Genomic DNA, 20382 nt, shown 5'->3' on the forward strand with positions numbered 1-20382 from the left:
ATCGCTCCCGTTTTACTTCGTCCCTCGAACATCATTTATGTTGCTCATTGCCCCATCGATTTACGTGCTCACGCTCAGTACCCGAGCTGAAAACCGGCATCGCGCGCCTCGCCGATCGCGTTGGTGAGGTCCATGCGAAGGACGGGGTCACCCTGCAGCAGGGTCGAGAGATCCTGAACGACAGGTGCCATCGGCACGCGGCCCTTATGTTCACCCTTTCGCTCTCTCGCGCGTTCGGCCAGATCGAGCCGGAAGCGTGCAATTGCTTCTTCACTGTCGGGAAACCATTCGCCAAGCCGTCGCCGCGGCTCGCGTGGCATGCGTGTCCTGTTGGTCATCGTATTCCTCGCAGCGTGTTGCGTTCCGTCGATGCGCGTGCAAGATTCTGGCCCGGTGCAGCGACTGGCGGACGCAAACCCGGAAGGAATGGACGTTGCTACGCGTGATACATACCCACCAGCCGGCGCATCAACAGGTCGGCCCTGTCCAGCGAGGGAGTCTCGACCATGCGATCGGTTACACGTTACGCGTCCGCAGTACTGGCGACGACGGCACTCATGTTCGGCGCGAGCGCCTGCAAGAAAGTCGACGAAAAAAGCAGCGACACGATGAGTTCAGCAAGCAGCAGTGTCATGACCAACACGGCGGGCGTGAGCGGTGCGCCGGGCCAGAGTGCGGCAGCGAAAAGCGCGAGCGAGAATGCGGCCGGCGCGACTGCGCCGCCTTCCTCACGTGAGGCACCTGCCGTTGCTACACCCTCTTCGATGGCCAGCGCGGTGCCCTCGGGTGCCAGCCAGTGAAGCCGAGTAACGCCACCGGAGAGCAACTATTTTTTTTGTCTGCATGGCGACGGATCGACCACCGGCTTGCGTTGAGTGACCTCTTCGCGCGGGGAATTCGCCGCAGATTTGCCGTATTCCGTTGGGTGGGCTAACGTAATCAGGCGCAGGAAAGACGAGCGGAAAGTCGCAGGCTACTGAACTGTCTGAATGCCAATCGGCTAGAAAACTGTTTTCCTCATCAATTGTCATGGCATCTGACCGCGCCCCGGCGTCGCCGCCGCTTTCCGGCTACCGACGAAAACGGGATTTTCTGGTCACGCCAGAGCCGGCGCCCGCTGCGTCGAAGTTGACCACAAGCGGGGATCTGAGCTTCGTCGTCCAGAAGCACTGGGCCAGCCGGTTGCACTATGACGTTCGGCTGGAGCACGATGGCGTGCTGTTGTCGTGGGCCGTCCCGAAAGGCCCGTGCTACGACCCGACGGAAAAGCGCATGGCCATCCATGTGGAGGACCACCCCGTCGAATATTCGGCTTTCGAGGGAACGATTCCAAAGAAGCAGTACGGTGCAGGCACCGTGATTGTGTGGGATCGGGGTACATGGGAACCCCTCGGTGATCCACACGACAGCATGAGCAAAGGGAAGCTGGTCTTCCGGCTCCACGGCGAAAAGCTCGCCGGACTGTGGGAACTGGTGCGCATCTCAAAGCCGGGCGACCGGCAGGATCAGTGGATGTTGTTCAAGAAGCGCGACGAATGGGCGCGGCCGCTCGCCGAGTTCGACGTCATCAAGGCGCTGCCAGACAGCGTGACGACCCACCCGCTGGGACTGATCGAAGACCGCGAGCCAAAGGCGGGGCGCGCCAGGAGCAGGGCGGAGGCAGAACTGGATCTCTCCGCCGCGATCGCTGCCCCGTTGCCTGCGAAGCTTGAGCCGCAACGCGCGACGCTGGCTTCGTCGCTGCCCTCGGGTGGCGACTGGATCACTGAGGCGAAGCTGGATGGTTACCGGATGCTCGCGCGGGTCGACAACGGACACGTGCGGCTGTTCACGAGCGGCGGCCACGACTGGACGAAGAAACTTGCGAGTCTGGCAGCGGAGGTCGGAAACCTTCTCGTGTCGAGCGGATGGCTCGATGGCGAAATCGTCGTGCTCAGGGATGGGCTACCGGATTTCGGTGCGCTGCAGGATGCGATCGACAACGCCGCAAACAGGGAGATCGTCTTTTTCCTGTTCGACCTGCCGTATCTCGACGGCATGGATCTGCGAAACGTGCCGCTGTGGACGCGGCGCGCGTTGCTCGCCAGATTACTCGACGGAGACAGGGAACGCATCCGGTTCAGTCAGGATTTCGAGGCGCCACCCACGCGGGTTTTCGAGGCTGCTGCCGGACTGGGCCTGGAAGGCCTGATGCTCAAACGCCGCGACGCGCGATATGAATCGGGACGGACACAGACGTGGCTGAAGGCCAAATGCCGGCTGCGGCAGGAACTGGTCATCTGTGGCTTCACCGCGCGCGGTGGCAGGGAGGGTGAAGTGGGCAGCCTGCTGCTTGGCTATTACGAGGGCAGCGAGCAGGGCAAAAGAGGGGGCAGCAGGCTTCACGATGCAGGCAGTGTGGGCACAGGCTGGGATGCCCGAACGGGCCGGGATCTGTGGCGGCGTCTTGCGCCGCTCGAAATCGATTCGGCACCGTTCGACATTGCCGTCACAAAATCCCGGCGCTGGTCGCGGCGCGCGGCGGGTAGCGAGCGCTGGGTGCGCCCCGAACTCGTCGCTGAGGTGGAATTTGCCGAATGGACAGCAGACGGCGTCGTGCGGCAGGCGTCGTTCAAGGGCTTGCGAGTCGATAAGCCGGCGCGCCGGGTCGTCCGGGAAGGCGGGCGGACACTCACGCACGCACTGGCCGTATCCCAGATCAAGGTCACACACCCGGGGCGCATCATCGACCCGTCAAGCGGTGTGACGAAGCTTGATCTCGCGCGGTACTACGAGAGCGTTGCGGCGTGGATGCTACCGCACCTCAAGGACCGTCCCGTTGCGATGGTGCGAGCGCCAGACGGGATCGAGGGCGAGCAGTTTTTCCAGAAACACGACGAGCGGACGGGCATGCCTGGGATCAAGGCCCATGACCGCAAGCTCTGGCCGAATCATCCGCCGTTGCTGACCATCGATACCATCGAGGCGCTAATGTCGGCTGCGCAGATGAACGCCGTGGAGTTTCATACCTGGAACTCCACTGTCCGCCGGCTTGATAAACCCGACCGGGTCATCTTCGACCTCGATCCGGGCGAGGGCGTGAAGTGGACCCACATTCAGGAAGCGGCGCTGCTCGTCCAGACACTACTGAACGAACTGGGATTGCAGGCGTGGCTAAAGACGAGTGGCGGCAAGGGGCTGCATGTCGTCGTCCCGCTCACACCACGGCTCGACTATGACGCGGTGAAGACATTCTCGAAGGCATTCGTCCGGCATCTGACGAAGACGATTCCCGAGCGCTTTTCGGCGACATCGGGCGCTTCCAACCGCATCGGCAAGGTGTATGTCGATTACCTGCGCAACGGGATGGCGCAGACCACGGCGGCCGCATTCTCCGCGCGGGCACGCCGCCGGATGGGCGTGTCGATGCCGGTTTCGTGGGAGCAGCTGCCCGAACTGAAGAGCGGCGCCCAGTGGACCGTCCAGACGGCGCGCGAGTATCTCAGCTTCCAGACCCAGGATCCCTGGGCAGCCTACTGGACCACGGTGCAGTCACTGGCATCGGCGATCAGGCGCCTACAATGATATGAGCGCCCCAGCCCGGCACCATCGTCCCCGCGATGGCACGTGCCTTGCACGAGGTGGGCTCTGAACGCGCTATCCGTCAGGAGACATCCATGGCCGCCCGCTCTATTGCCTCCCTGTCACTCTCGTTTGGACTCGTTTCGATCCCGGTGAAGCTCTATGCGGCGACCGAGAGTTCGTCTGACGTGCGCTTCAACCTGCTGGCTCCTGACGGTTCGCGCGTCAAGCAGCAGTACGTCTCGGAGAAAACCGGGGCCGTCGTCGAACGATCCAGTATGAACAAGGGTTACGAGTTCGAACGGGACAGGTTCGTCGTGTTCACTGCAGACGAACTGAAAGCGCTGGAGGATGGCGCGAGTCACGTCGTCGAGATCATGGCGTTCATCCCGGAGAAGGCAGTCAACCCGGTCTTTTACGACAAGGCGTACTACATCGCGCCCGACAAGCGCGGTGGCAAACCGTACAGCCTGCTGCAACAGGCGCTTGCCGAAAGTGGCCGCTGTGCACTGGCGAAATGGGCGTTCAGGGGCAGGACGCGGATTGTGCAGGTACGGCCCGAAGAAGGCGGGCTCGTTTTCCAGCAGCTGCTCTACGCGGATGAGGTGCGTTCGCTGAGTGACCTGCATATCGAACACGTCCAGGTGTCCGATAGCGAGCTGAAGCTCGCCCTTCAGATTATCGAGCAGGGCACGGAAGATAACTACGACCCGACAGCCTACGTGGACGAGGAGAAGCAGCGCATTCTCGCCGCGATCGACGAGAAAATTGAAGGCAAGCAGATCATCGCGAACGAACCGGCAGAGGCGACGGGCAGTGGAGGGCAGGTCATCGACCTGATGGATGCACTGCGCGCAAGCCTGAAGGGTGGAAAGCCCAAGGCGGCCGCCGCGGCTACACCCGCCGCACCGAAGCGCAGGAGCGCAGAGCCTGTCACCGCGCTTCCCGTGGCGCCGCGCTCGCGAAAGCCGGCAACGCGCGCCGCGAAGACGCCCGTTGAGCCACCGGCGAAGGTCCGGGCGCGGAAGTGACGTCAAGCGTCCCGGCACGCGAGGTATCGATGCGCGAGCTGCAAGGCATGCTCGGCGTTTCCCGCAGCGTGCTCTCGGGTCTTGTCGCATCGGGTTTTGTGACGCCATCGCGTGGCCCGCGAAATGCTTGGCGCTTCACATTCCAGGATGCCGTTCTGCTGCGCACGGCCCTGCAGTTACGGAGCGCACAGATACCTCCGCGCAAGATCATTGCCGCGCTGTCACGGCTCAGAGCGACGTTGCCCGATGAGCTGCCGCTCACGGGTATTCGCGTGTCGGCGGTCGGCAACGACGTGGCAGTCCGTACAGGCCCGTCGCAGTGGGACGCGGTCACGGGCCAGCTGTTGCTGGACTTCGAAGTCGCCGAAATCAAGGGCGATGTCGTATTCCTCGACACTGCACCTGCACGACGCAATGGCGAGCGACAGGCGGAGGAGTGGTACGACCTCGGGGAGCAGCTCAGAGCATCCGACGTCAACGGGGCAGAGCAGGCTTACCGGAAGGCTATCGCGCTCTCCCCGCGCCCCTACTATGCGGCGTATGTGGATCTTGGCGTGCTGTTATGCGAGCTCGAAGCGCGCTGTAACGATGCACTCGAAATATTCGACGAAGCGCTGACTCACTTTCCGCAGGATGCAGTGTTGCATTTTAACCGTGCAATCGCGCTAGAGGATGTTGGTCGTTTTGAAGACGCAGAGCGAAGCTATCAACGCAGTCTGGAAATCGACCCGACGCACGCAGATGCGCATCACAACCTGGCCATCCTGCTAGAGAAGCGCGGCGACCCGCAGGGCTTGCTCAGGCATCTGAACGCCTATCGACGTCTCACTACCTGAGCAGGCCATTAAGCACGTAACCACCACACCTTCTTTCTTGCCTGATGTGCGAGGGATGTCGGCGAAAGAGTATCGCGTCAGCCCTGTAATGAAAGCCGCAGGTCGCCGCTCCCATGCAATCTGGCGTAGAGGATGGGTAAGGGAACGGAACCGTGACGTGTGGCAACGACTGATTGATTGTCCCTCGCTTCTGTCAGTAAAGGTATCGTCCACTCCCGACGAATGGAATGGTGTTTCGGGACGAGTCAGACCTCAAGCCTGCGCATATGGCGCACCGCTTGGCGGCTTCGGGCTTGATCTTTTCCTCGCACCGAAACGGCAGCTTCAATTTGGAATGACGAAATGAACAGACACTGGTCTACAGTTATAGGAGAACGCCGCGCCCGTCGGACACCCACAAATCTGCATATGGTCAAGCGGCCCGTATGAACGACAGTGTTCGGTCGCCGGCAAGCTTGCTACCCACGGCGTCGAGCTTTTTCACAAGCTCATTCTTTTGCGCAGTCAGCTTTACACCCAAGGCGACCAGATCAATTCCGCTTTCGCGCAGTTCCGGAAACAGCTCGGACTCTTCTTCTTCGACGTGATGTTTGACCAGTTCGGACATCACCTTGAATGTCGCATCAAGCCGTCATCGCCGGGCCGAAACGAATCGAACTTCTCAATCAATGTCTTGACCAGGTAATGCTCGACGTATGCCTCGTCTACATCAAGCTCATCCTGTTTCTCGAGCGCTTGCGCTGCCGGATACAGAATCTCTTCTTCGATAATCGCGTGCACCGTCAGTTCTTCGCATGCGCGTCGCGCCAGCGTGCCTTCGCTTCCAGATCATCGTCTCCCTTCTTTTCCAACGCATCGAAGAGTTTCTCCACTGAGCGGTGATCCGCCTTCAGCAATGCGATCGCATCCGATGCGGCGGGGGCATCAGCCGATCCGCTTGTCCTGTCTTGCGAGTTCATTCGTATCTCCATGAAATATGTGCGGAATTTACGTCGCCCCCATGGATATCATGGTTACGCGATCCGCATCAACCTCCGGCAATGAGCGTTGCGCGAATCAGCGGCACAGAGCTGCACGCGAAGGCGCACGGTTGCCCGGTGCATCGAGAACCTTCCGATGTGACGGCACGTTCCCTGCTGCGAACTCATCGAAACCCTCTCGCCTGTTGGCATTAGTCCGGCGAGAGGGGTGCCCAGCTAAATCACACTCGCGCGCGGAGAACAGGCATGAAGACGATAAAGATCGCCCGGTTGCGCCCGACCCAGGTGACGCACGGCGAGCGCGAAATTCGTGAGAAGACCAAAGCATATCGCTCCCTGAGCGGGCATGAGCTCGAGATGGCCATCGCCGAAAAGCCAGTTCCCATCGTGCTCGGTCCTGCGAGTGCGCCCTATGCAATTGATCATCATCATGTGGCGACGGCACTCTGGCATGCCGGGATCACACGCGTTCCGGTCGTGCTGACAAGAGACCTGTCGTCTCTCACGCTGGCAGAGTTCTGGCTCACCATGGAAAACCACCGGTGGACATACCCCTACGATCGCGACGGTCGAAGAGTGGCGTTTGCAGACATGTGCGAGCATGTGTGGGAGTTGGAGGACGATGAATTCCGCAGCCTCTCCGCATCCGTACGTGACGCGGGTGGATATGAAAAGACGGCCGTGCCGCTTGAAGAGTTCCGGTGGGCGGATTTTTTCAGGCATCGTCTGCCGCCCCCCGTGACCGACGAAGAATTCGGGTCGCTCGTCGCGAAAGCAGTCAAGCTTGCAAAAAGCAGAGCTGCCCTCGGCCTGCCGGGCTACGTCGGAGCGCCTGACTGATCTCGCTACCAGCCGACAGCATGGGCGCACGGCAGTGTACGAGGCAGCCAGTGGTAGAGGCGCGGCGATTCTGCCGGCTCCAGCGACACCGGACGGGGCTGCCTGGCATCACGGACTTGATGACCGCGATACCTTGGAAAAGTCCGGAGCCTTGACACCCTGCAGATGACGGCACGCGCCGTCGATTTTTTCACCACTTGTCCCGACTCGCAGATCGGGGCGACGAGCTTTCGGACAGCAGCCACCCTTTGGCTATGTGCTCCCGCCCGCTCGGCGCCGCACGCGGGCGCTCGGTCCCAACCAGACGTCGGCACGCAGCGCCTAGAACCCCACGCCGACGCCTACTCCACCGCCGACGCTACCACCTCCTACCCCTGTCGCCGATGCCTTGTGCGACTCGCAGTACACGGAAGCGTCCAACTTCGTGAAGTTGCACCTGGAAGCGGGCGAAATCGACTTCGTTGCGTCACCTAACCTGCTGCCTGACGCCCATGCCTTCGAAACGTGGGAGCTTTTCCAGTGTCCTGTCCGTGTCGAGACTGCGGCGGAAATTGTCGCCAAGAAGATGTATCACCGTGGAAACCAGGGATCCGCGCGCGATCTGTTTGACCTGTCGATGGTCGTCAAGCGGGAGCCCGCTGCGCTGGAGCATGCGAGGCCGTTCATGTACCGTCATCTGGATGTTTTTGCTGATGCACTCGACGCGCCCCCCGTCGCGATGAAATAGCGCTTCGCCTCAATCGAGATGTTGAATTACTCGCCAACATTCGAGCAGGCAGCCGACGTCGCGCGGACATATTTTGCGGAACTGCGCGCAGCTCGGCAGAGATCCGCAAATGAGGCCGAGGCGTTCGCCTCGGACCATAGCCTCACATTGCGGCAAATCGATACAACCCGAGGCGAATACTGCGGCCCGATTATCCATCTCACCGAGCAACACGCGGTACAGGGTATTGCACACAATGAGGCAGTCATACACGATGTTGAACAGTTGGGTCGCAACGCCCAACCGGGCGACAAGCTGCTCCGGATACGCTACCAGAACGGGCAAGCGGCGGTCACTTCCGTTCAGAAGCCGGCCTGGACCAAGCCTCTGTAACTGACGGGCCTGATGCCCGCACCGCGTCGCATTGCACAGCGTTCGGCAAAATGCCAATTACTTTGGATTGCAAAATAAAATTACTCAGATTGCGCGCCTCGGGCGTTACCTATCGAGCGGTAACGCCCGGAATCGAAGATCGAGACCTTGCCACCCTTCGGCTACACTGACATCAGCTGTCAGGTACCAATGCTTAGGGAAAACACTTAATCTCAGGTTGCGTCGGGTTCTTCCTAACGCATCATAGGGTGCAGGCTGATTTGGGGCTAGCGGGGACCATCGTCAATGAACATACAGCAACTTGGCCCCTGACCACGATACGCGCTTATCTGCTGCAGAGCATAAGCGCTTATCTTGGTCAGATCCCGGCGCGATGAAGAATGCAAACCGCTTTATCATGGCCACCGCTTTCCAGCAGCCGTCATCAGTTGCGCAGTGCGCTGGTATTTCCGGTTTCAGCTAACCCTGAATGAATTGCCGCTGTCGCGGCGGGCCGGTTGTTGGCGGTCCGCGCCAGTGCTAGGCTCAAGGCGTCATCTCGCCGACCAGGCGGAGACAAGCAAATGGTCGAAGCTTTGGAACTGAAGCCGGGCATGGTCGTCATGCTTGAGGGCGAACTGCATAGCGTCGTGAGCGCCGGGTACCACGGCGGCGGCCAGCAGGGTAGCGCAGTCTTTACCAAGGTCAAGAACCTGAAGTCCGGTCACGTCAAGGAATTGCGGTTGCACCCGCACGACAAGCTCGAAGAGGTCGCGCTCGATAACGTGGAGATGGAATACCTGTACACAGATGGTATCGCTTTCCATTTCATGAATCCCGATACCTTCGAACAGATCAGTTTGCCCTCGGAAACCATTGGCGCATACGAAAAGTTTCTTCAACCCACTATGCGAATCCCGGTGCAACTTTATGAGGGTGAGCCCGTCGCCATCGCATTTCCCCCTGCGGTCGAGTTAGGCATCGTGTCTACGCCGCCGGGCCTGCACGAGCATGAAACCTCCACCTTCAAGACCGCCACGCTCGCGAACGGCATGGAAGTTCTCGTTCCTCAGTTCATCAAGGAAGGGGACACTGTGCGAATCGAGGTCGCTTCAGGAAAATACCTGGAGCGGGTAAGGCGAGGGGCGCGAAAGCCGTGAGAATGCGCGTAGCCCTTGCGCAACCAGGGGCATACGACGGTCTTATACCGTCGTTGCGGTGGCAGCCACAAAAAGCGTCCAGAATAGTGAAGCGCCTGACGCCATGCTAGTGTTTCACTGTCGGCGCAGAACGGTCCTCTGCGCTGACGGACCCATGCCAGCAAACCTCTCTCCCGAGTACAAGCGGGCCGAACAAGCCTATCGGGCGGCGCGCGAGCCGCGCGAGCAGCTTGGATGCCTGAAGGAGATGCTCCGCACCATCCCAAAGCACAAGGGAACGGAGCGTCTGCAAGCCGATATAAAGTCGCGGATGAGAGAGCTCACCCAGGCATCTGTGAGCCACGGGAAGGCGGCACACCGAGGGCCGTCACATGCGGTCCATGCCGATGGCGCGGCCCAACTCTGTTTGATCGGCCCGCCCGGCGCGGGAAAATCCAGCCTGCACGCGAGGTTGACAGGATCGAATAGGGAGTTCGGGCCCTACCACCGCCCGACCAGGCTGCCGATTCCCGGCATGCTGCCGTTCGAGGACATTTCTTTTCAACTGGTTGATCTGCCGCCTGTCTCGGCCGAATTCATGCAGCCTGAACTCACCAGCATACTGCGGTCGACTGACGGCGCACTGCTCGTGGTCGATCTGAGCGCGCCAGACTGCATAGAACAATTGGCGCTGGTTCTGAAGCGGCTCGTCGCGGCAAAGATCATCCCAACGGAGCGCTGGCCGGGTCAGGGTAGCGACCGCGCGGGGACGGCGGTATTGTCGCCCGTTGACCCGTTCAGCGTTTACCTCCCTACGCTGCTGCTGGCCAACAAGACCGATCTCGCCAACCCGGAAGACGCGGCCGTGCTCGAAGACCTGCTCGGCGTACACTTTCCGCTGCTCGCAACCTCGGCCACCGGCGGACGAGGACTGGCCGAGATCGGACCATTTCTTTTCAGAGCTCTGGGCATTGTGCGCATCTACACGAAGGCCCCCGGGAAATCCGTCGACCGGAATCGGCCCTTTACGATGCGTCGCGGCGACACCGTGCTGGATGTCGCCCTGCGGGTGCATCCTGATCTCGCACGCACGTTCAGGTTCGCCCGCATTTGGGGGAGCGGTCAGTTCAGCGGCCAACAGGTGGGCGCCGATCATCCGGTGGCCGATTCAGACGTCGTGGAACTGCATTCGTAGTTCAAGTGGCGACGGTTGCAGCAGGTGATCCTGACACGCTCCCCGGAAATGCCGGCTGTTCGCCTGGCTCAACTGGCACTCCACGCTCACGCTGCTAACACCAATTGGCGAGCGGCGCTCGCCGAGCGAACTGCGCGGATACATGTTGCTCTGCCGCACTCGCTGTCATCCAGGTGTCAAGTTGCCGCCGAATAAACGAAGCGTGGTTCATGGCACAATCCTGGTGTACTCATCGAGCGCTCGCACACAAAAAAGATGGATAACACCCCGGCCCATTGAAGCTCTCCGCCACGTCCCTGCTTTGAAGACCGCCGGGTGCTACATTACCTGTTAAAAAGCAATGCGCAGCGACGGTATCACGCGCGCTTCCAGCGCGCGCAGTTGGATGCTTCACCGGGGTTCCCGTCGTCCGGAGCATCGTCGCGCGCGCCACCGGCGTAGCAGCACTTGCGTCGTACGTCGCCAGGCTCCACTGACTGCCGGACTTCGGAGGATCACGATCATGACAAGCTTCGATCAGGACATTATCGCGTGGGCCCGGGAACAGGCAGCGCTGCTGCGCGCCGGGCGGTTCGAGGAAATCGACGTTGGGCACATAGCCGAAGAAATCGAGGACGTAGCCAGAGCAGAAATACGTGACATCACGCGCCGCATGGCGGGCCTGACCGCGTGGCTTCTCAGGTGGCAGTACCAGCCGGAGTTGCGCTCGCCGAGTTTGCGTTCGATGATCCGTGTGCAGCGCGAGCGGTTGAAGGCGCAGCTGAGGGGCACACCCAGTCTGCAGCCGATTCTGGCCGACGACGAGTGGATCAAGGACGTGTGGGTCGATGCCCGCCAGGAAGCGAGCAAGGAAACGAATATCGGGTTTGCGTTTTTTCCCGAGCGCTGCCCGTGGCCGATGGAACAGGTCCTCGATCCGATGTTCTGGCCGGACTAGGGCAGGGCGCGCAGGAACACCCCGTGAATTCAAGGCTTCCCCGGCCGGACCACGGCGCACCTGCACGGTGCGCTGCACGAGTGACTGCGAACTGCGGATCGTCTCCTCCACCGACGCCATGCGTCTTTACGATCAGGACCCGGAGTTCGCCACCCGCGCCGACTGATGACGAGCGAGTTTCGTTTGCAGCGGTTTATATACAAGCGCGATGTCAATCGTGATGTTGCATTTCCCGCCTTTGAACAGCCTAGGCCTTGGATCACCGATCGTTTGTTCTATCACCGCCACTTCGACTGCGAAGTCGTCGCCGGCGTATTGTTGCCTTCGGCAGGGTGAGCCGCGTCCTGAGTCGTCCACGCCCGTGCTGTCTGCTCAAACAGCCACGCCATCGGTGCCTCGCCGATGCATTGGCGTGCCTGCGCCGCCGCGCTCTTCCTGACAAACGGCGCGGCCTCGTTGGGGAAGGCCAGATCGAGACCGTCGAGCACCTCGCTGATCGACCAGTGACGGTACATTGCCAGTGCGATCACCAGCCAGACCCCGCCTTAAGGGAGGTTTTCTGAACCCTGACACATTCGAGTCGAAGGCACTTCATCACTGACGGGCTCCGCTCGATGCCCGACGCTCAAAATGAAAACGGTGCGGCGGTACGATCCGTTGCCGCCCCTGAAGGGTTCCTGCAACCGTGCTGCGTCGCCGCTCTGTTGCGAGCGCACAATGCGGAGCAAGCGCGGCCTGTTCCCGTTTTTGTTGCGACCACAAACTGACAGCGTGCAACCGCCCACCCAGCCGGATTTGCTTCTCTCCACAGGTCTTGCATTAGCTGATTGCAGATCGCGAGACTCGCGCCCTTCCACTTTCAAGTGCGCGGACGGCTATCATGAGAGCATCGATATCGATTGCATCCGCAGACGCTCTTGACGTTCCAGTCCGATGTCACGACGGACACGCGTTCGTGGGGCGACGAATACATCTTGGGGGTAGTAGCCATGCTTGACCTGCACATTCGAAAATGCATGTCGCGGCACAAAGAACATCGCCTCGATACAAGCCCACGCGCCGACGTCAGCGCTCAGAGAGCTGACTCACGCTGGCTGGTTGCGCTCGCGCTAATCGGAAGCGCGGTCGCGGCCATCGCGATCGTCACCGGCCTGCCAGCCACCGGACTTGCGATCTACCTGATGCTGACACTGCCGTTTGTGTTCTTCGCCTGACCGAACTGAACTCAATGCGCAACCCCCTCAGGACAGGACAAGGTCACGCGAATTGTGCACCAGGGCGCCGAGCCGCAAGGCTTTGCAATCCCACGAATTGCGCGCGATCGAGCGATCCGCACGAAACCGACAGGGATTCTGCTGGGGAAGACCAGGCGCGAGATGACGCGCGCGCCCTCGCTAACAGGCCGCTTGAAGAACAGGCGTCCTGAGTTGCCGCGCCGACCCTCGGAGTCCGGGCAACTCGTAAAGCGGCGAAAGCCGCGGCGGAGGTAGCCAAGTGGACTTGCCGAAACTGCAATGCGCATTTGGTTTCGATGAAATCGAAACCCAGACCGACGAAAGTGGATTCTTTTTTATTTGTCGCGACTGTGATTACCGAAATATGCTGGTGAACATAGGTCCAGATGCGGTGGGGCGCCTGCAGCTTGTCCAGCGCGGCGACGATCGTTGCCCAGAAAGGGACAGTCCGTGAATACACAGTCCTGTAAGTCATATCGTGGCTTCAATATCGATGTCCATGTCATCACCAGAAACGTCACCTCGCTTAACGGCAAAGAGCGCCGATACTCTGTTTTCTGGACGATAGTATCGACTGATGCGACCGTTTCTTCGATCGAAGCTCTTCCGGAACGGCTCGACTTCCTGTCACCGGGTTCCGCCTTTTCGTACGGTGAACGTCGGGCCCACACCTTCATCGACGGCCTGGTCGGGGCAACCGATGGATAAAACAGACGGCCCCGCGCCAATGAATCTCTCGCAGGCAACGAATCGAGGGGCGCTCATGGTCTTGTGGGACAGCGTCCAGTAGCGCGGCTTCGAGATCAATATCCAGCCGAAGCCGATCAACGCGACTTGCGGCGCACCGGTCGGCCCTGACAATCGGTTCAGGTTTCCGGATACAGTTGCCGTCCCGGAACTGACCTGCGGCGTGGGTGCCTCACCACAAGGCGTCGCTGTCTCTCGGGCACGCTACGGATGTGACTGACGGACAGGCCGGCGAAGATGAACTGCGTCAAGCTGTTTCTGTGCGGGGACGTGATGTTGGGACGCGGTATCGATCAGATCCTGCCGCATCCGAACCGGCCCCATCTTTACGAGCCCTATGTGCGTTCGGCGAGAGACTATGTGAGCCTCGCCGAAGCGAAAACCGGCCCGTTACCGGAGTGTGTCCCGTTCGGCTACGTGTGGGACTATGTGCTGCCCGAACTGGAGCGCATGAGTCCTGCCGCGCGCATCATTAACCTCGAGACGGCCGTCACATCCAGCGAGGATGCATGGCCCGGAAAGGGCATCCACTACCGCATGCATCCCGCCAACGCGCCCGTCTTGAGCGCCGCGAAAATCGACTGCTGCGCGCTCGCGAATAATCATGTACTCGACTGGGGCTATCGCGGGTTGAAGGAAACTCTGAATGCCTTGCGCTCAGCCGGCATTCATACGGCTGGCGCGGGGCAGGACGATGTCGAGGCGGCCGCGCCTGCCGTGATCGAACTGGCGGGCGGCGGCAGGGTGATGATCTTCGCCGTTGCCACGGAATGCAGCGGCGTGCGCGCGGACTGGGCCGCCGATCGAGGCCGCCCCGGCGTGAACCGGCTCTCTGATCTTTCGGCTGACACCGTATGCAGGATTGCCGCGCAGGTGCGAGCGGTCAGGCAGGCAGCCGACATCGTCATCGTCTCGATCCATTGGGGCGAGAACTTCGATTTCGACATACCTGCTTCGCAGCGATACTTCGCGCATGAACTGATCGATTCGGCGGGGGTGGATCTCGTACACGGCCATTCATCGCACCACGTGAAGGGCATCGAGCTGTATCGAGGCAAACTCGTCCTGTACGGTGCCGGGGACTTCATCAACGACTATGAAGGTATCGGCGGTCAGGAAGCGTTTCGCAGCGACCTCGCGCTGATGTATTTCCCCACGCTCGACCTTGAATCGGGCACGCTGGCCGAACTGTCGATGACGCCGACGCAGACACGCCACTTCCAGATCAACCGGGCACCTGTAGAAGGCATTCGATGGTTACACGAAACGCTGAACCGGGAGAGTCAGCCATTGGGCGCCACGGTGGAGCGCCGCGCTAACGACACGCTCGTACTGCGTGCGGGCGCTTAGGCGCCGAGATAACGCTCGAACCACTGCAACGCGTACCGCGCAACGGCTTCCAGTGTGCCGGGCTCTTCGAACAGGTGGGTCGCGCAGGGGACGATCACAAGATCCTTCGGACATTCGAGAAGAGCGAAAGCCTCCCGGTTGACTTCGATGACAGTGGCGTCGAGCCCGCCTACCACGAGCAACATAGGCGCCTGCGCCGCGGCGAGGACGTCGCGTCCGGCGAGATCGGGCCTGCCGCCTCGCGAAACGATCGCCTCAATCGGGACCGACGACACGTGCGCCTCGCGGATCGCCGCAGCCGCGCCCGTGCTCGCGCCGAAGTAACCAAACGAGAGGCGTGCCGTCTGCCCAGTATGTGGCCACCGAACTCAACCGGGCCAGCATCGGAACGCTGCTGATGGACTTGCTCTCCGAGCAGGAAGATGCGACGCGTCCGCCGTCATTCTCGCGGGCGCGCTGATGCTGGGCAAGCATTAGATTGCCCGGCAGGCTTCCGCGCATCTCCGGCACGCGTCGCTGCATGTGCCGCAGTGCTCAGGCGCATGCCGCGCACATTCATCGGCGCACTCGTCACAGATTCGTGCGCAAAGTTCGCAAAACTCGGGTGCGAAATGGCTTTGTCGAGCCAACGCCGCAGATGTGAGGCGGCATAGCGAAGCGCAATCGGCGTTGAGGCGAATACATTTGGCCATGTTCACCCTGCCCGGTTCATCGAGGCAGGCGGATGCGCAGCGATCGCAGGCAGCGGCACAAGCATCGCAGGCTTCAATAGACGGCTGATAGATTTCGGGATTCATCGACGAAGCTCCAGACTTGAATAGAGTTGTTCGGCGTCCGCCGCGTGTTCTGCTCCAAGGCAAGGCGCAAGGTGTTGCGAATGACCTCAGGGCCGACCCGCGCGCGCCTCTCGTAGCAGCGTAGTCGCTAGTGTCGGTGCCGTAAAGCGAAGCTACGAGCCGGATTTCTCGCGAATAGCTTCATGAAACGTTTCGAGTTTGATTCGCTGTACCGCTTCGCCGCGGTTCCGGACGAGATTTTTCGAGACAAGGCGACAACAGAGGGACTAACCTCACAGGTCGACGCTATCCGCGATGGCCGCTCGGTGATCGACACCCTGGTCAGGGTGCTTCGGCATAGAATGCCCGCTTCGTCGAATCAACCTGCAAGCAGAGCCCGACTCATGAACGATCCGCGCAAGAAGAACCCGACACTTGGCATCGCAGTATTGATCGTCGTTGTCGTGTTGCTGGTGATCGCGACGATTTTCTACAACGCGATCACGGAAAGGCGCGAATACGAGCGCGAGAACCCTCCCGAATCGGTGGCGTCCGCGGCCTCCGCGGCGGCTGCGGCGGTGAACGCGGTCAAGGGGGCGGCGTCATCGCAGTGAGCGAACCTGACGGCCCTTGCGCGGCGTGCCCTGCGAAGGGGAGCAGCACTCAGCATCCGTAGACGCGCAGGCCAGACCCATTGCGAGAGCTGCGGTGCGGCCTTAAGGCATAAAAGACAGCCGCTCGACGGTGCTACGCGCCGTCTATGGCAAGGTGACAGTGAAGCGCCCGCGGCTGTGGTCGTGGGCGTGTCAAGGGACTGCGCGGACGGAGCAGCGTGTGGTCTGCTCCAACGGCAGGCGACGAACATGGTCAGGGAAGTGCTACCGCTGGATAAGGGCATCTCGTCGAGTGGCATCCGGGATCGGATTCACTTGGAAAACAGCTCGACGCTGAAATAGAGCGTGACATCGCGCGGCTGCCCCAGTCTGTTTCAGACGAACGGGTTCGCGAATACAGTCATGTTGCCGCGGTGAGCGTCGACTCGGCGTGGCTACGCAATTGCGACCTCGAGAGAGAACCTGGCCGCCAGGTGAACCTCGTTGAGGGACGGGCGACGTTCACCGACTGCTGCGCTGAGCGCCAAGTTTTGCAAAAGTTAAGGGCGTAGGCTTGGCTCAAAATTCTTTGAGCCAAGCCGCTCCGCTGGGCGTGGCGGCTATGGAGACTTACCACCATTAAAGATGTGCTCGAACGCAGATCGCCCATCGCCCATCGCCCATCGCATACAAGGGGAAGGCGATGGCGCAGGTGTGTATGTACAATTCGCCTCCCAACAGGAGAGGGGATGACCAGGGGACCCGAAAAGCCTCCTTCTTATGACCGTCCAGATCCACGCAGATCTTTGACGAGCAGTATTGCCGCGGCCGGTACATCGACCGCACCGAAGCCTGCAACGAACGCGAGCCATTGCGGCACGTCGAGCCTGGGTGTCAGTGCTGTGACAATGCCGAATGCGCAGCCAGTCAGCAACAGCACGCCATGCGCGCCGGTGCGCCGTGCCGCGGTGGCCGTGAATTTCGGAATTGCGCGGTGCACGTAACAGACCACGGCAGCTGCCAGCAGGCCCCAATGGAACAGCCCCATGGCCCCCTCCTTATGTCCGCGCGTGACGAGGATGAAACTCCCTTCGCCCGTTACCCGGCGTATGCAGTGCGCGCCAGTGAAAGGCGGATCAGCGCGGGATTCAGCGAAATTTTCGGGTCAACCCCGAAGTGGTCCGAAACAGCATCGATGGCATCATTCCTCATACGCGGCCATAACGATCCAGAGATTGCGACTGTCATCGTGCACCTCTGCCGCCAGTGCATAGAGATCGTGTGGTCTGCACGCCTGCCTGAGCGCATTGCGGGCGTGCTCCGTGCTATCGAATGTGTGACCCGACAGTATCCGGACTTCGTTCTGGTCTTCGAACATCCGTCGACCCTTCCGGTACACCAGCGGCTCCTCCTTCCACGTGCGGAAGCATTTCCGCACATGCTGGAAGTCCCCGCCACAGACGTTGACCTGATAGTGTATTCGTGACGCCATGATCGACCCTCGTAATACAATCTGACTTTCCTGAAGCGTAGGACCTCAAACGGCCGTCGAGTTCCGCTGTTGCGGGGCTTTTTTCCGGGTGAAGCGCGAGTCGCTTGCGATGTTCGATAATCATCGTGGGCACGGCGGCCGGCGGCCCGCCACGCGCTCGTCCCCTCTCGCGCAGACCAGGGTAGGTCCAGAATGGCTGGTCGTCAGTCCGGACGACATGAGTCGTCACCACCAATCTTGAGCGCGGTTATCGGCCGTACGACGCCGCGCGACAGACGTTTTTTCGCCGATGACACTGATCCGGCCAGATCCGAAAACTGACGTGAGTCGGCGACGACGCGACGGACGGCATCCTGCGCGAGGCGGACCAGGGGCAAACCGCACAGGATCAGCCGGCCAGACAGCGCATCGCGCCGCCGGCGGCCGGCTTCGCAGTGCCGGCTCAGCCTTGCTGCGCAAAGATCTTCCAGGTTTTTTTCTGCGTCGCAGTATCGGCCGTTTCATGCACCGGGCAATCCAGCCGCAAGTCCGCATCCGCCATCGACAGGTCGAGCAGCTCGCAATGGTGCCGCGTCTTCTTCGGATTCTTGCCCGGTTCGAAGTGCACGCACGTCACGCACATCCGGTGCGGCGGAATATGATCCTGAACCTCGAGTTGACGCACCGTCTTCAGCAGCGTGCGATAGAAGAGCGACTGCTCCTCGGCGTGCAGTGTGCCGACCGCCTTCGCGAGGAAATCCGGCCATTGCGCGGCGCGCCTGGCGGCGGTGCGGCCGCGAGCCGTCAGCCGTACGGCGAGCGCACGTCCGTCGTCGGGTGCGCGGCGCTTTTCGACGAGCCCCTTGCTATCGAGCGTACTGACGGCGTCACTCGTGGTCGCGGCGGTCAGCGCGGTTTCGCGCGCGATCTCACCCAGACGCATCGGGCCGTTCCGCTGCATCAGCAGCACCAGGATCTCGCCCTGCGTCGGCGTCAGACCTGCGCCTTCCGCCCACTGCCACGCCTGGCTCCCGCATCGCCGTGCTGAGTCGCAACAGGCTGTGGGTCACCCGTCCGGTTGCCTGCTCGCCGTAAACGGATTCGCTCATAGTCTTTCGCTCGTTGTTGACTGTTTGTCCCTGTTCGTCGACATCCGATATGCAATGCCGGCGCGCGGAAGTCTGTGGGGGCGGCGTTGCCGGGATATCGGAACGCCGATTCCTGCTATCTCAAAAATCTCCTGCAGTTCAGGCCGGTTCCACAGAAATTTCAACTCTCGAGGTTCAGCTGCGAGCATTTGGGCGCAGACAGGCGGTTTGCTGCGTGAGAATAGCATAACTAACTATCCAGCGACATCGCGATACCCGCAGAAACGAAAATGGCTATTTAATACTACTATATTTATACGAGAGCGTGGCTTCGGATGCATTGGTACTCCAAACGGGTGCGACAACGTTGTCCGCTCAGGCACGGAGGTTGCTGTAGAGATGGTGGATCATCGTATGGAGGGCCATGACATGAAACGCAACGTCACAACGATCGTGCTTGCCGCACTGATGGCATTGCTGTCAGCAGCAGGTTGCAAACGCGCCGAGAACAGCAGTACACAGGGCAGCGATACTGGCATGAGCGCCCCGGCCGTCGCGGCGAGCGGCGCAGCAACAGGCGGCGCCTCAGGTGCGAGTCAGTGAGTGAAGTAGCACCACACATTTTACCCGTTAAGCCGGCACGAGTTGTCGTCGGCACGGGAGATGGCCCGCGAGTCGGATTCGCCCTCGCGGGCCGTTCTCCTGTTGTGAAATGTCCGGACTGCGCAGCGATAGTGGTCAGTATGGCGCTGTAAGGAACCAGGGTCTTGAGGTCCCGCAGCGCAATTCGACCATATCGCCCGTCACGTCGTCGCATGCGATGGTGCTCCAGCCCTTCTGGGTCACGTGTTCATGGAACAGTTCTGGAACGATGTCGCCCGTTGCGCCCGACAGGATTACCAGCCACTTAACGACGACCTCCGCTGCGCTACGGCTTTCAGGGAAGAAACGCGACACCTATAGCTAGACACCCACGGCTACTAACAGGGCGGTTTGCCGAGGTCGGCGAACGCTTTACCTGGAATGACGGCGAACCCCGATCACCTGAGGCTGCGCTGCCGGGATAGTGTTCGGAGGGATGGCAAGAACCGGTGTTTGGGGCAGCGCGTGCACATATGGATGGCATGACATGAAGGACATATTGGCATCGTTCAGGGAAGCCCGTGGCGGAACTGCCCGCAGATGGTCTGCGGACAAGAACTCAAACGTCGCCACTTCATGCCACTGCCGAAATACGCCTGAAGCAGGCGTGAGTTCGTACAGGTCCGTCAGCAAGATGTTTGTTCCAGGACCGGTTCATCGCTTCACGTCTTCCGCTGGCGCATCCCGCGAGGCGAAACTTCCTGATTGGGGCAGGTCTGGTCCTCGACTATCTGTGCGGGCTCGGCTTCCTTGACTCCCAACTCGCGGAACTGGACAATGCGATCCTGCTCATGAAATCTACGACACCGAGGCCGCAGCGCGCGAGGTCATGGACCTGTCGAAGCGGCTCGCGCACGAGGGGCGAACATCAAGGGCGTGCGTC

The 20382-nt window shown here is 60.9% G+C and carries 20 protein-coding genes and 4 pseudogenes; 15 read left to right on the top strand and 9 right to left on the bottom strand.

The genetic code is table 11. The features are described 5' to 3' along the window. Positions 1–74: 74 nt before the first annotated feature. Both SB822_RS51010 and SB822_RS51015 read right to left on the bottom strand, forming a co-directional pair. A complete protein-coding gene (locus SB822_RS51010) occupies positions 75–338 on the bottom strand; it encodes a hypothetical protein (protein WP_410858347.1) in 264 nt (87 codons plus the stop codon). Between the two features lie 185 nt (positions 339–523). Next, positions 524–826 carry a hypothetical protein gene (locus SB822_RS51015; protein ID WP_410858348.1) on the bottom strand — a complete coding sequence of 101 codons (303 nt, stop codon included), beginning with the start codon at positions 824–826 and terminating at the stop codon, positions 524–526. Positions 827–1029: 203 nt separating this feature from the next. Between SB822_RS51015 and ligD the strand changes: the two genes are divergently transcribed. The 3 genes from ligD (at position 1030) to SB822_RS51030 (ending at position 5428) form a co-directional block, all read left to right on the top strand. Next, on the top strand, positions 1030–3564 hold the full coding sequence (gene ligD, locus SB822_RS51020; protein WP_410858349.1) for a DNA ligase D: 2535 nt from the start codon (positions 1030–1032) through the stop codon (positions 3562–3564). Positions 3565–3656: 92 nt separating this feature from the next. Next, entirely contained in the window at positions 3657–4592 is a 936-nt protein-coding gene (locus SB822_RS51025; protein WP_086909901.1) for a Ku protein, read from the top strand. A gap of 29 nt (positions 4593–4621) precedes the next feature. After that, on the top strand, positions 4622–5428 hold the full coding sequence (locus tag SB822_RS51030; protein WP_410858350.1) for a tetratricopeptide repeat protein: 807 nt from the start codon (positions 4622–4624) through the stop codon (positions 5426–5428). Between the two features lie 412 nt (positions 5429–5840). Here the strand turns inward: SB822_RS51030 and SB822_RS51035 are convergent. Next, positions 5841–6387, bottom strand: a pseudogene (locus SB822_RS51035) (hemerythrin domain-containing protein). A 267-nt stretch (positions 6388–6654) separates the two neighbouring features. Between SB822_RS51035 and SB822_RS51040 the strand changes: the two are divergent. The 5 genes from SB822_RS51040 to SB822_RS51060 all read left to right on the top strand — a co-directional run bounded on the left by SB822_RS51040 (position 6655) and on the right by SB822_RS51060 (position 11597). Next, positions 6655–7248 carry a ParB-like protein gene (locus SB822_RS51040; protein WP_410858351.1) on the top strand — a complete coding sequence of 198 codons (594 nt, stop codon included), beginning with the start codon at positions 6655–6657 and terminating at the stop codon, positions 7246–7248. Between the two features lie 424 nt (positions 7249–7672). After that, a complete protein-coding gene (locus SB822_RS51045; protein WP_410858352.1) occupies positions 7673–7975 on the top strand; it encodes a nucleotidyl transferase AbiEii/AbiGii toxin family protein in 303 nt (100 codons plus the stop codon). A gap of 935 nt (positions 7976–8910) precedes the next feature. Beyond that, on the top strand, positions 8911–9486 hold the full coding sequence (locus SB822_RS51050; protein WP_410858353.1) for an elongation factor P: 576 nt from the start codon (positions 8911–8913) through the stop codon (positions 9484–9486). Positions 9487–9640: 154 nt separating this feature from the next. Then, entirely contained in the window at positions 9641–10660 is a 1020-nt protein-coding gene (locus tag SB822_RS51055; RefSeq protein WP_410858354.1) for a TGS domain-containing protein, read from the top strand. Between the two features lie 502 nt (positions 10661–11162). Then, positions 11163–11597 carry a DUF29 domain-containing protein gene (locus tag SB822_RS51060; protein ID WP_410858355.1) on the top strand — a complete coding sequence of 145 codons (435 nt, stop codon included), beginning with the start codon at positions 11163–11165 and terminating at the stop codon, positions 11595–11597. Positions 11598–11923: 326 nt separating this feature from the next. Here SB822_RS51060 and SB822_RS51065 read toward each other — a convergent pair. Beyond that, positions 11924–12136, bottom strand: a pseudogene (locus SB822_RS51065) (transposase domain-containing protein); the annotation flags it as partial. 378 nt (positions 12137–12514) lie between these two features. On the opposite strand from SB822_RS51065, the gene SB822_RS51070 reads away from it, so the two are divergent. From SB822_RS51070 to SB822_RS51085, 4 genes are all read left to right on the top strand, one after another. Next, a complete protein-coding gene (locus tag SB822_RS51070) occupies positions 12515–12811 on the top strand; it encodes a hypothetical protein (protein WP_410858356.1) in 297 nt (98 codons plus the stop codon). 280 nt (positions 12812–13091) lie between these two features. Then, positions 13092–13286, top strand: coding sequence for a hypothetical protein (locus tag SB822_RS51075; protein ID WP_410858357.1), 195 nt, complete (start codon positions 13092–13094; stop codon positions 13284–13286). Then, positions 13283–13540, top strand: coding sequence for a hypothetical protein (locus SB822_RS51080; RefSeq protein WP_410858358.1), 258 nt, complete (start codon positions 13283–13285; stop codon positions 13538–13540). The genes SB822_RS51075 and SB822_RS51080 overlap by 4 nt, the downstream gene beginning before the upstream one ends. 276 nt (positions 13541–13816) lie before the next feature. Beyond that, the gene (locus SB822_RS51085; RefSeq protein WP_410858359.1) at positions 13817–14929 is read left to right on the top strand and encodes a CapA family protein; all 1113 of its coding nucleotides are present in this window, start codon (positions 13817–13819) and stop codon (positions 14927–14929) included. Here SB822_RS51085 and SB822_RS51090 read toward each other — a convergent pair. After that, positions 14926–15270: pseudogene (locus tag SB822_RS51090) on the bottom strand (alpha/beta hydrolase family protein); the annotation flags it as partial. The gene SB822_RS51085 and the pseudogene SB822_RS51090 sit on opposite strands and share 4 nt — an antisense overlap. Between SB822_RS51090 and SB822_RS51095 the strand changes: the two are divergent. Beyond that, positions 15267–15389 (top strand): hypothetical protein, encoded by a 123-nt coding sequence (locus tag SB822_RS51095; protein ID WP_410858360.1) that lies wholly within the window; start codon positions 15267–15269, stop codon positions 15387–15389. The pseudogene SB822_RS51090 and the gene SB822_RS51095 sit on opposite strands and share 4 nt — an antisense overlap. A gap of 13 nt (positions 15390–15402) precedes the next feature. On the opposite strand, the gene SB822_RS51100 is transcribed toward SB822_RS51095, so the two are convergent. Beyond that, the gene (locus SB822_RS51100; protein ID WP_121315149.1) at positions 15403–15726 is read right to left on the bottom strand and encodes a four-helix bundle copper-binding protein; all 324 of its coding nucleotides are present in this window, start codon (positions 15724–15726) and stop codon (positions 15403–15405) included. Positions 15727–16109: 383 nt separating this feature from the next. Here SB822_RS51100 and SB822_RS51105 point away from each other — a divergent pair, with 383 nt between their 5' ends. After that, positions 16110–16319, top strand: a complete 210-nt coding sequence (locus SB822_RS51105) for a hypothetical protein (RefSeq protein ID WP_410858373.1) — start codon at positions 16110–16112, stop codon at positions 16317–16319. 757 nt (positions 16320–17076) lie between these two features. On the opposite strand, the gene SB822_RS51110 is transcribed toward SB822_RS51105, so the two are convergent. The 3 genes and pseudogenes from SB822_RS51110 to SB822_RS51120 form a co-directional block, all read right to left on the bottom strand. Beyond that, positions 17077–17346: a hypothetical protein gene (locus SB822_RS51110; RefSeq protein WP_410858361.1), complete on the bottom strand. Its 270-nt coding sequence runs from the start codon at positions 17344–17346 to the stop codon at positions 17077–17079. Positions 17347–17499: 153 nt separating this feature from the next. After that, positions 17500–17790 (bottom strand): hypothetical protein, encoded by a 291-nt coding sequence (locus SB822_RS51115; protein ID WP_410858362.1) that lies wholly within the window; start codon positions 17788–17790, stop codon positions 17500–17502. A 442-nt stretch (positions 17791–18232) separates the two neighbouring features. Continuing rightward, positions 18233–18878 (bottom strand): annotated as a pseudogene (locus SB822_RS51120) (MarR family winged helix-turn-helix transcriptional regulator). A gap of 408 nt (positions 18879–19286) precedes the next feature. On the opposite strand from SB822_RS51120, the gene SB822_RS51125 reads away from it, so the two are divergent. Beyond that, complete coding sequence (locus SB822_RS51125; RefSeq protein ID WP_410858363.1) at positions 19287–19460, top strand: hypothetical protein; 174 nt, start codon at positions 19287–19289, stop codon at positions 19458–19460. Positions 19461–20382: the final 922 nt, after the last annotated feature.

The organism is Paraburkholderia sp. SIMBA_054 (assembly GCF_046534875.1).
In the GTDB taxonomy this organism is placed as follows: Bacteria; Pseudomonadota; Gammaproteobacteria; order Burkholderiales; family Burkholderiaceae; genus Paraburkholderia; species Paraburkholderia hospita.

Bases quoted from the DNA above. Each gene is read 5' to 3' on its own strand.
- SB822_RS51010 (WP_410858347.1), bottom strand. From the start codon at position 338: ATGACCAACAGGACACGCATGCCACGCGAGCCGCGGCGACGGCTTGGC.
- ligD (WP_410858349.1), top strand. From the start codon at position 1,030: ATGGCATCTGACCGCGCCCCGGCGTCGCCGCCGCTTTCCGGCTACCGA.
- SB822_RS51025 (WP_086909901.1), top strand. From the start codon at position 3,657: ATGGCCGCCCGCTCTATTGCCTCCCTGTCACTCTCGTTTGGACTCGTT.
- SB822_RS51030 (WP_410858350.1), top strand. From the start codon at position 4,622: ATGCGCGAGCTGCAAGGCATGCTCGGCGTTTCCCGCAGCGTGCTCTCG.
- SB822_RS51040 (WP_410858351.1), top strand. From the start codon at position 6,655: ATGAAGACGATAAAGATCGCCCGGTTGCGCCCGACCCAGGTGACGCAC.
- SB822_RS51050 (WP_410858353.1), top strand. From the start codon at position 8,911: ATGGTCGAAGCTTTGGAACTGAAGCCGGGCATGGTCGTCATGCTTGAG.
- SB822_RS51055 (WP_410858354.1), top strand. From the start codon at position 9,641: ATGCCAGCAAACCTCTCTCCCGAGTACAAGCGGGCCGAACAAGCCTAT.
- SB822_RS51060 (WP_410858355.1), top strand. From the start codon at position 11,163: ATGACAAGCTTCGATCAGGACATTATCGCGTGGGCCCGGGAACAGGCA.
- SB822_RS51085 (WP_410858359.1), top strand. From the start codon at position 13,817: ATGAACTGCGTCAAGCTGTTTCTGTGCGGGGACGTGATGTTGGGACGC.
- SB822_RS51100 (WP_121315149.1), bottom strand. From the start codon at position 15,726: ATGAATCCCGAAATCTATCAGCCGTCTATTGAAGCCTGCGATGCTTGT.
- SB822_RS51105 (WP_410858373.1), top strand. From the start codon at position 16,110: ATGAACGATCCGCGCAAGAAGAACCCGACACTTGGCATCGCAGTATTG.
- SB822_RS51110 (WP_410858361.1), bottom strand. From the start codon at position 17,346: ATGGGGCTGTTCCATTGGGGCCTGCTGGCAGCTGCCGTGGTCTGTTAC.
- SB822_RS51115 (WP_410858362.1), bottom strand. From the start codon at position 17,790: ATGGCGTCACGAATACACTATCAGGTCAACGTCTGTGGCGGGGACTTC.
- SB822_RS51125 (WP_410858363.1), top strand. From the start codon at position 19,287: ATGAAACGCAACGTCACAACGATCGTGCTTGCCGCACTGATGGCATTG.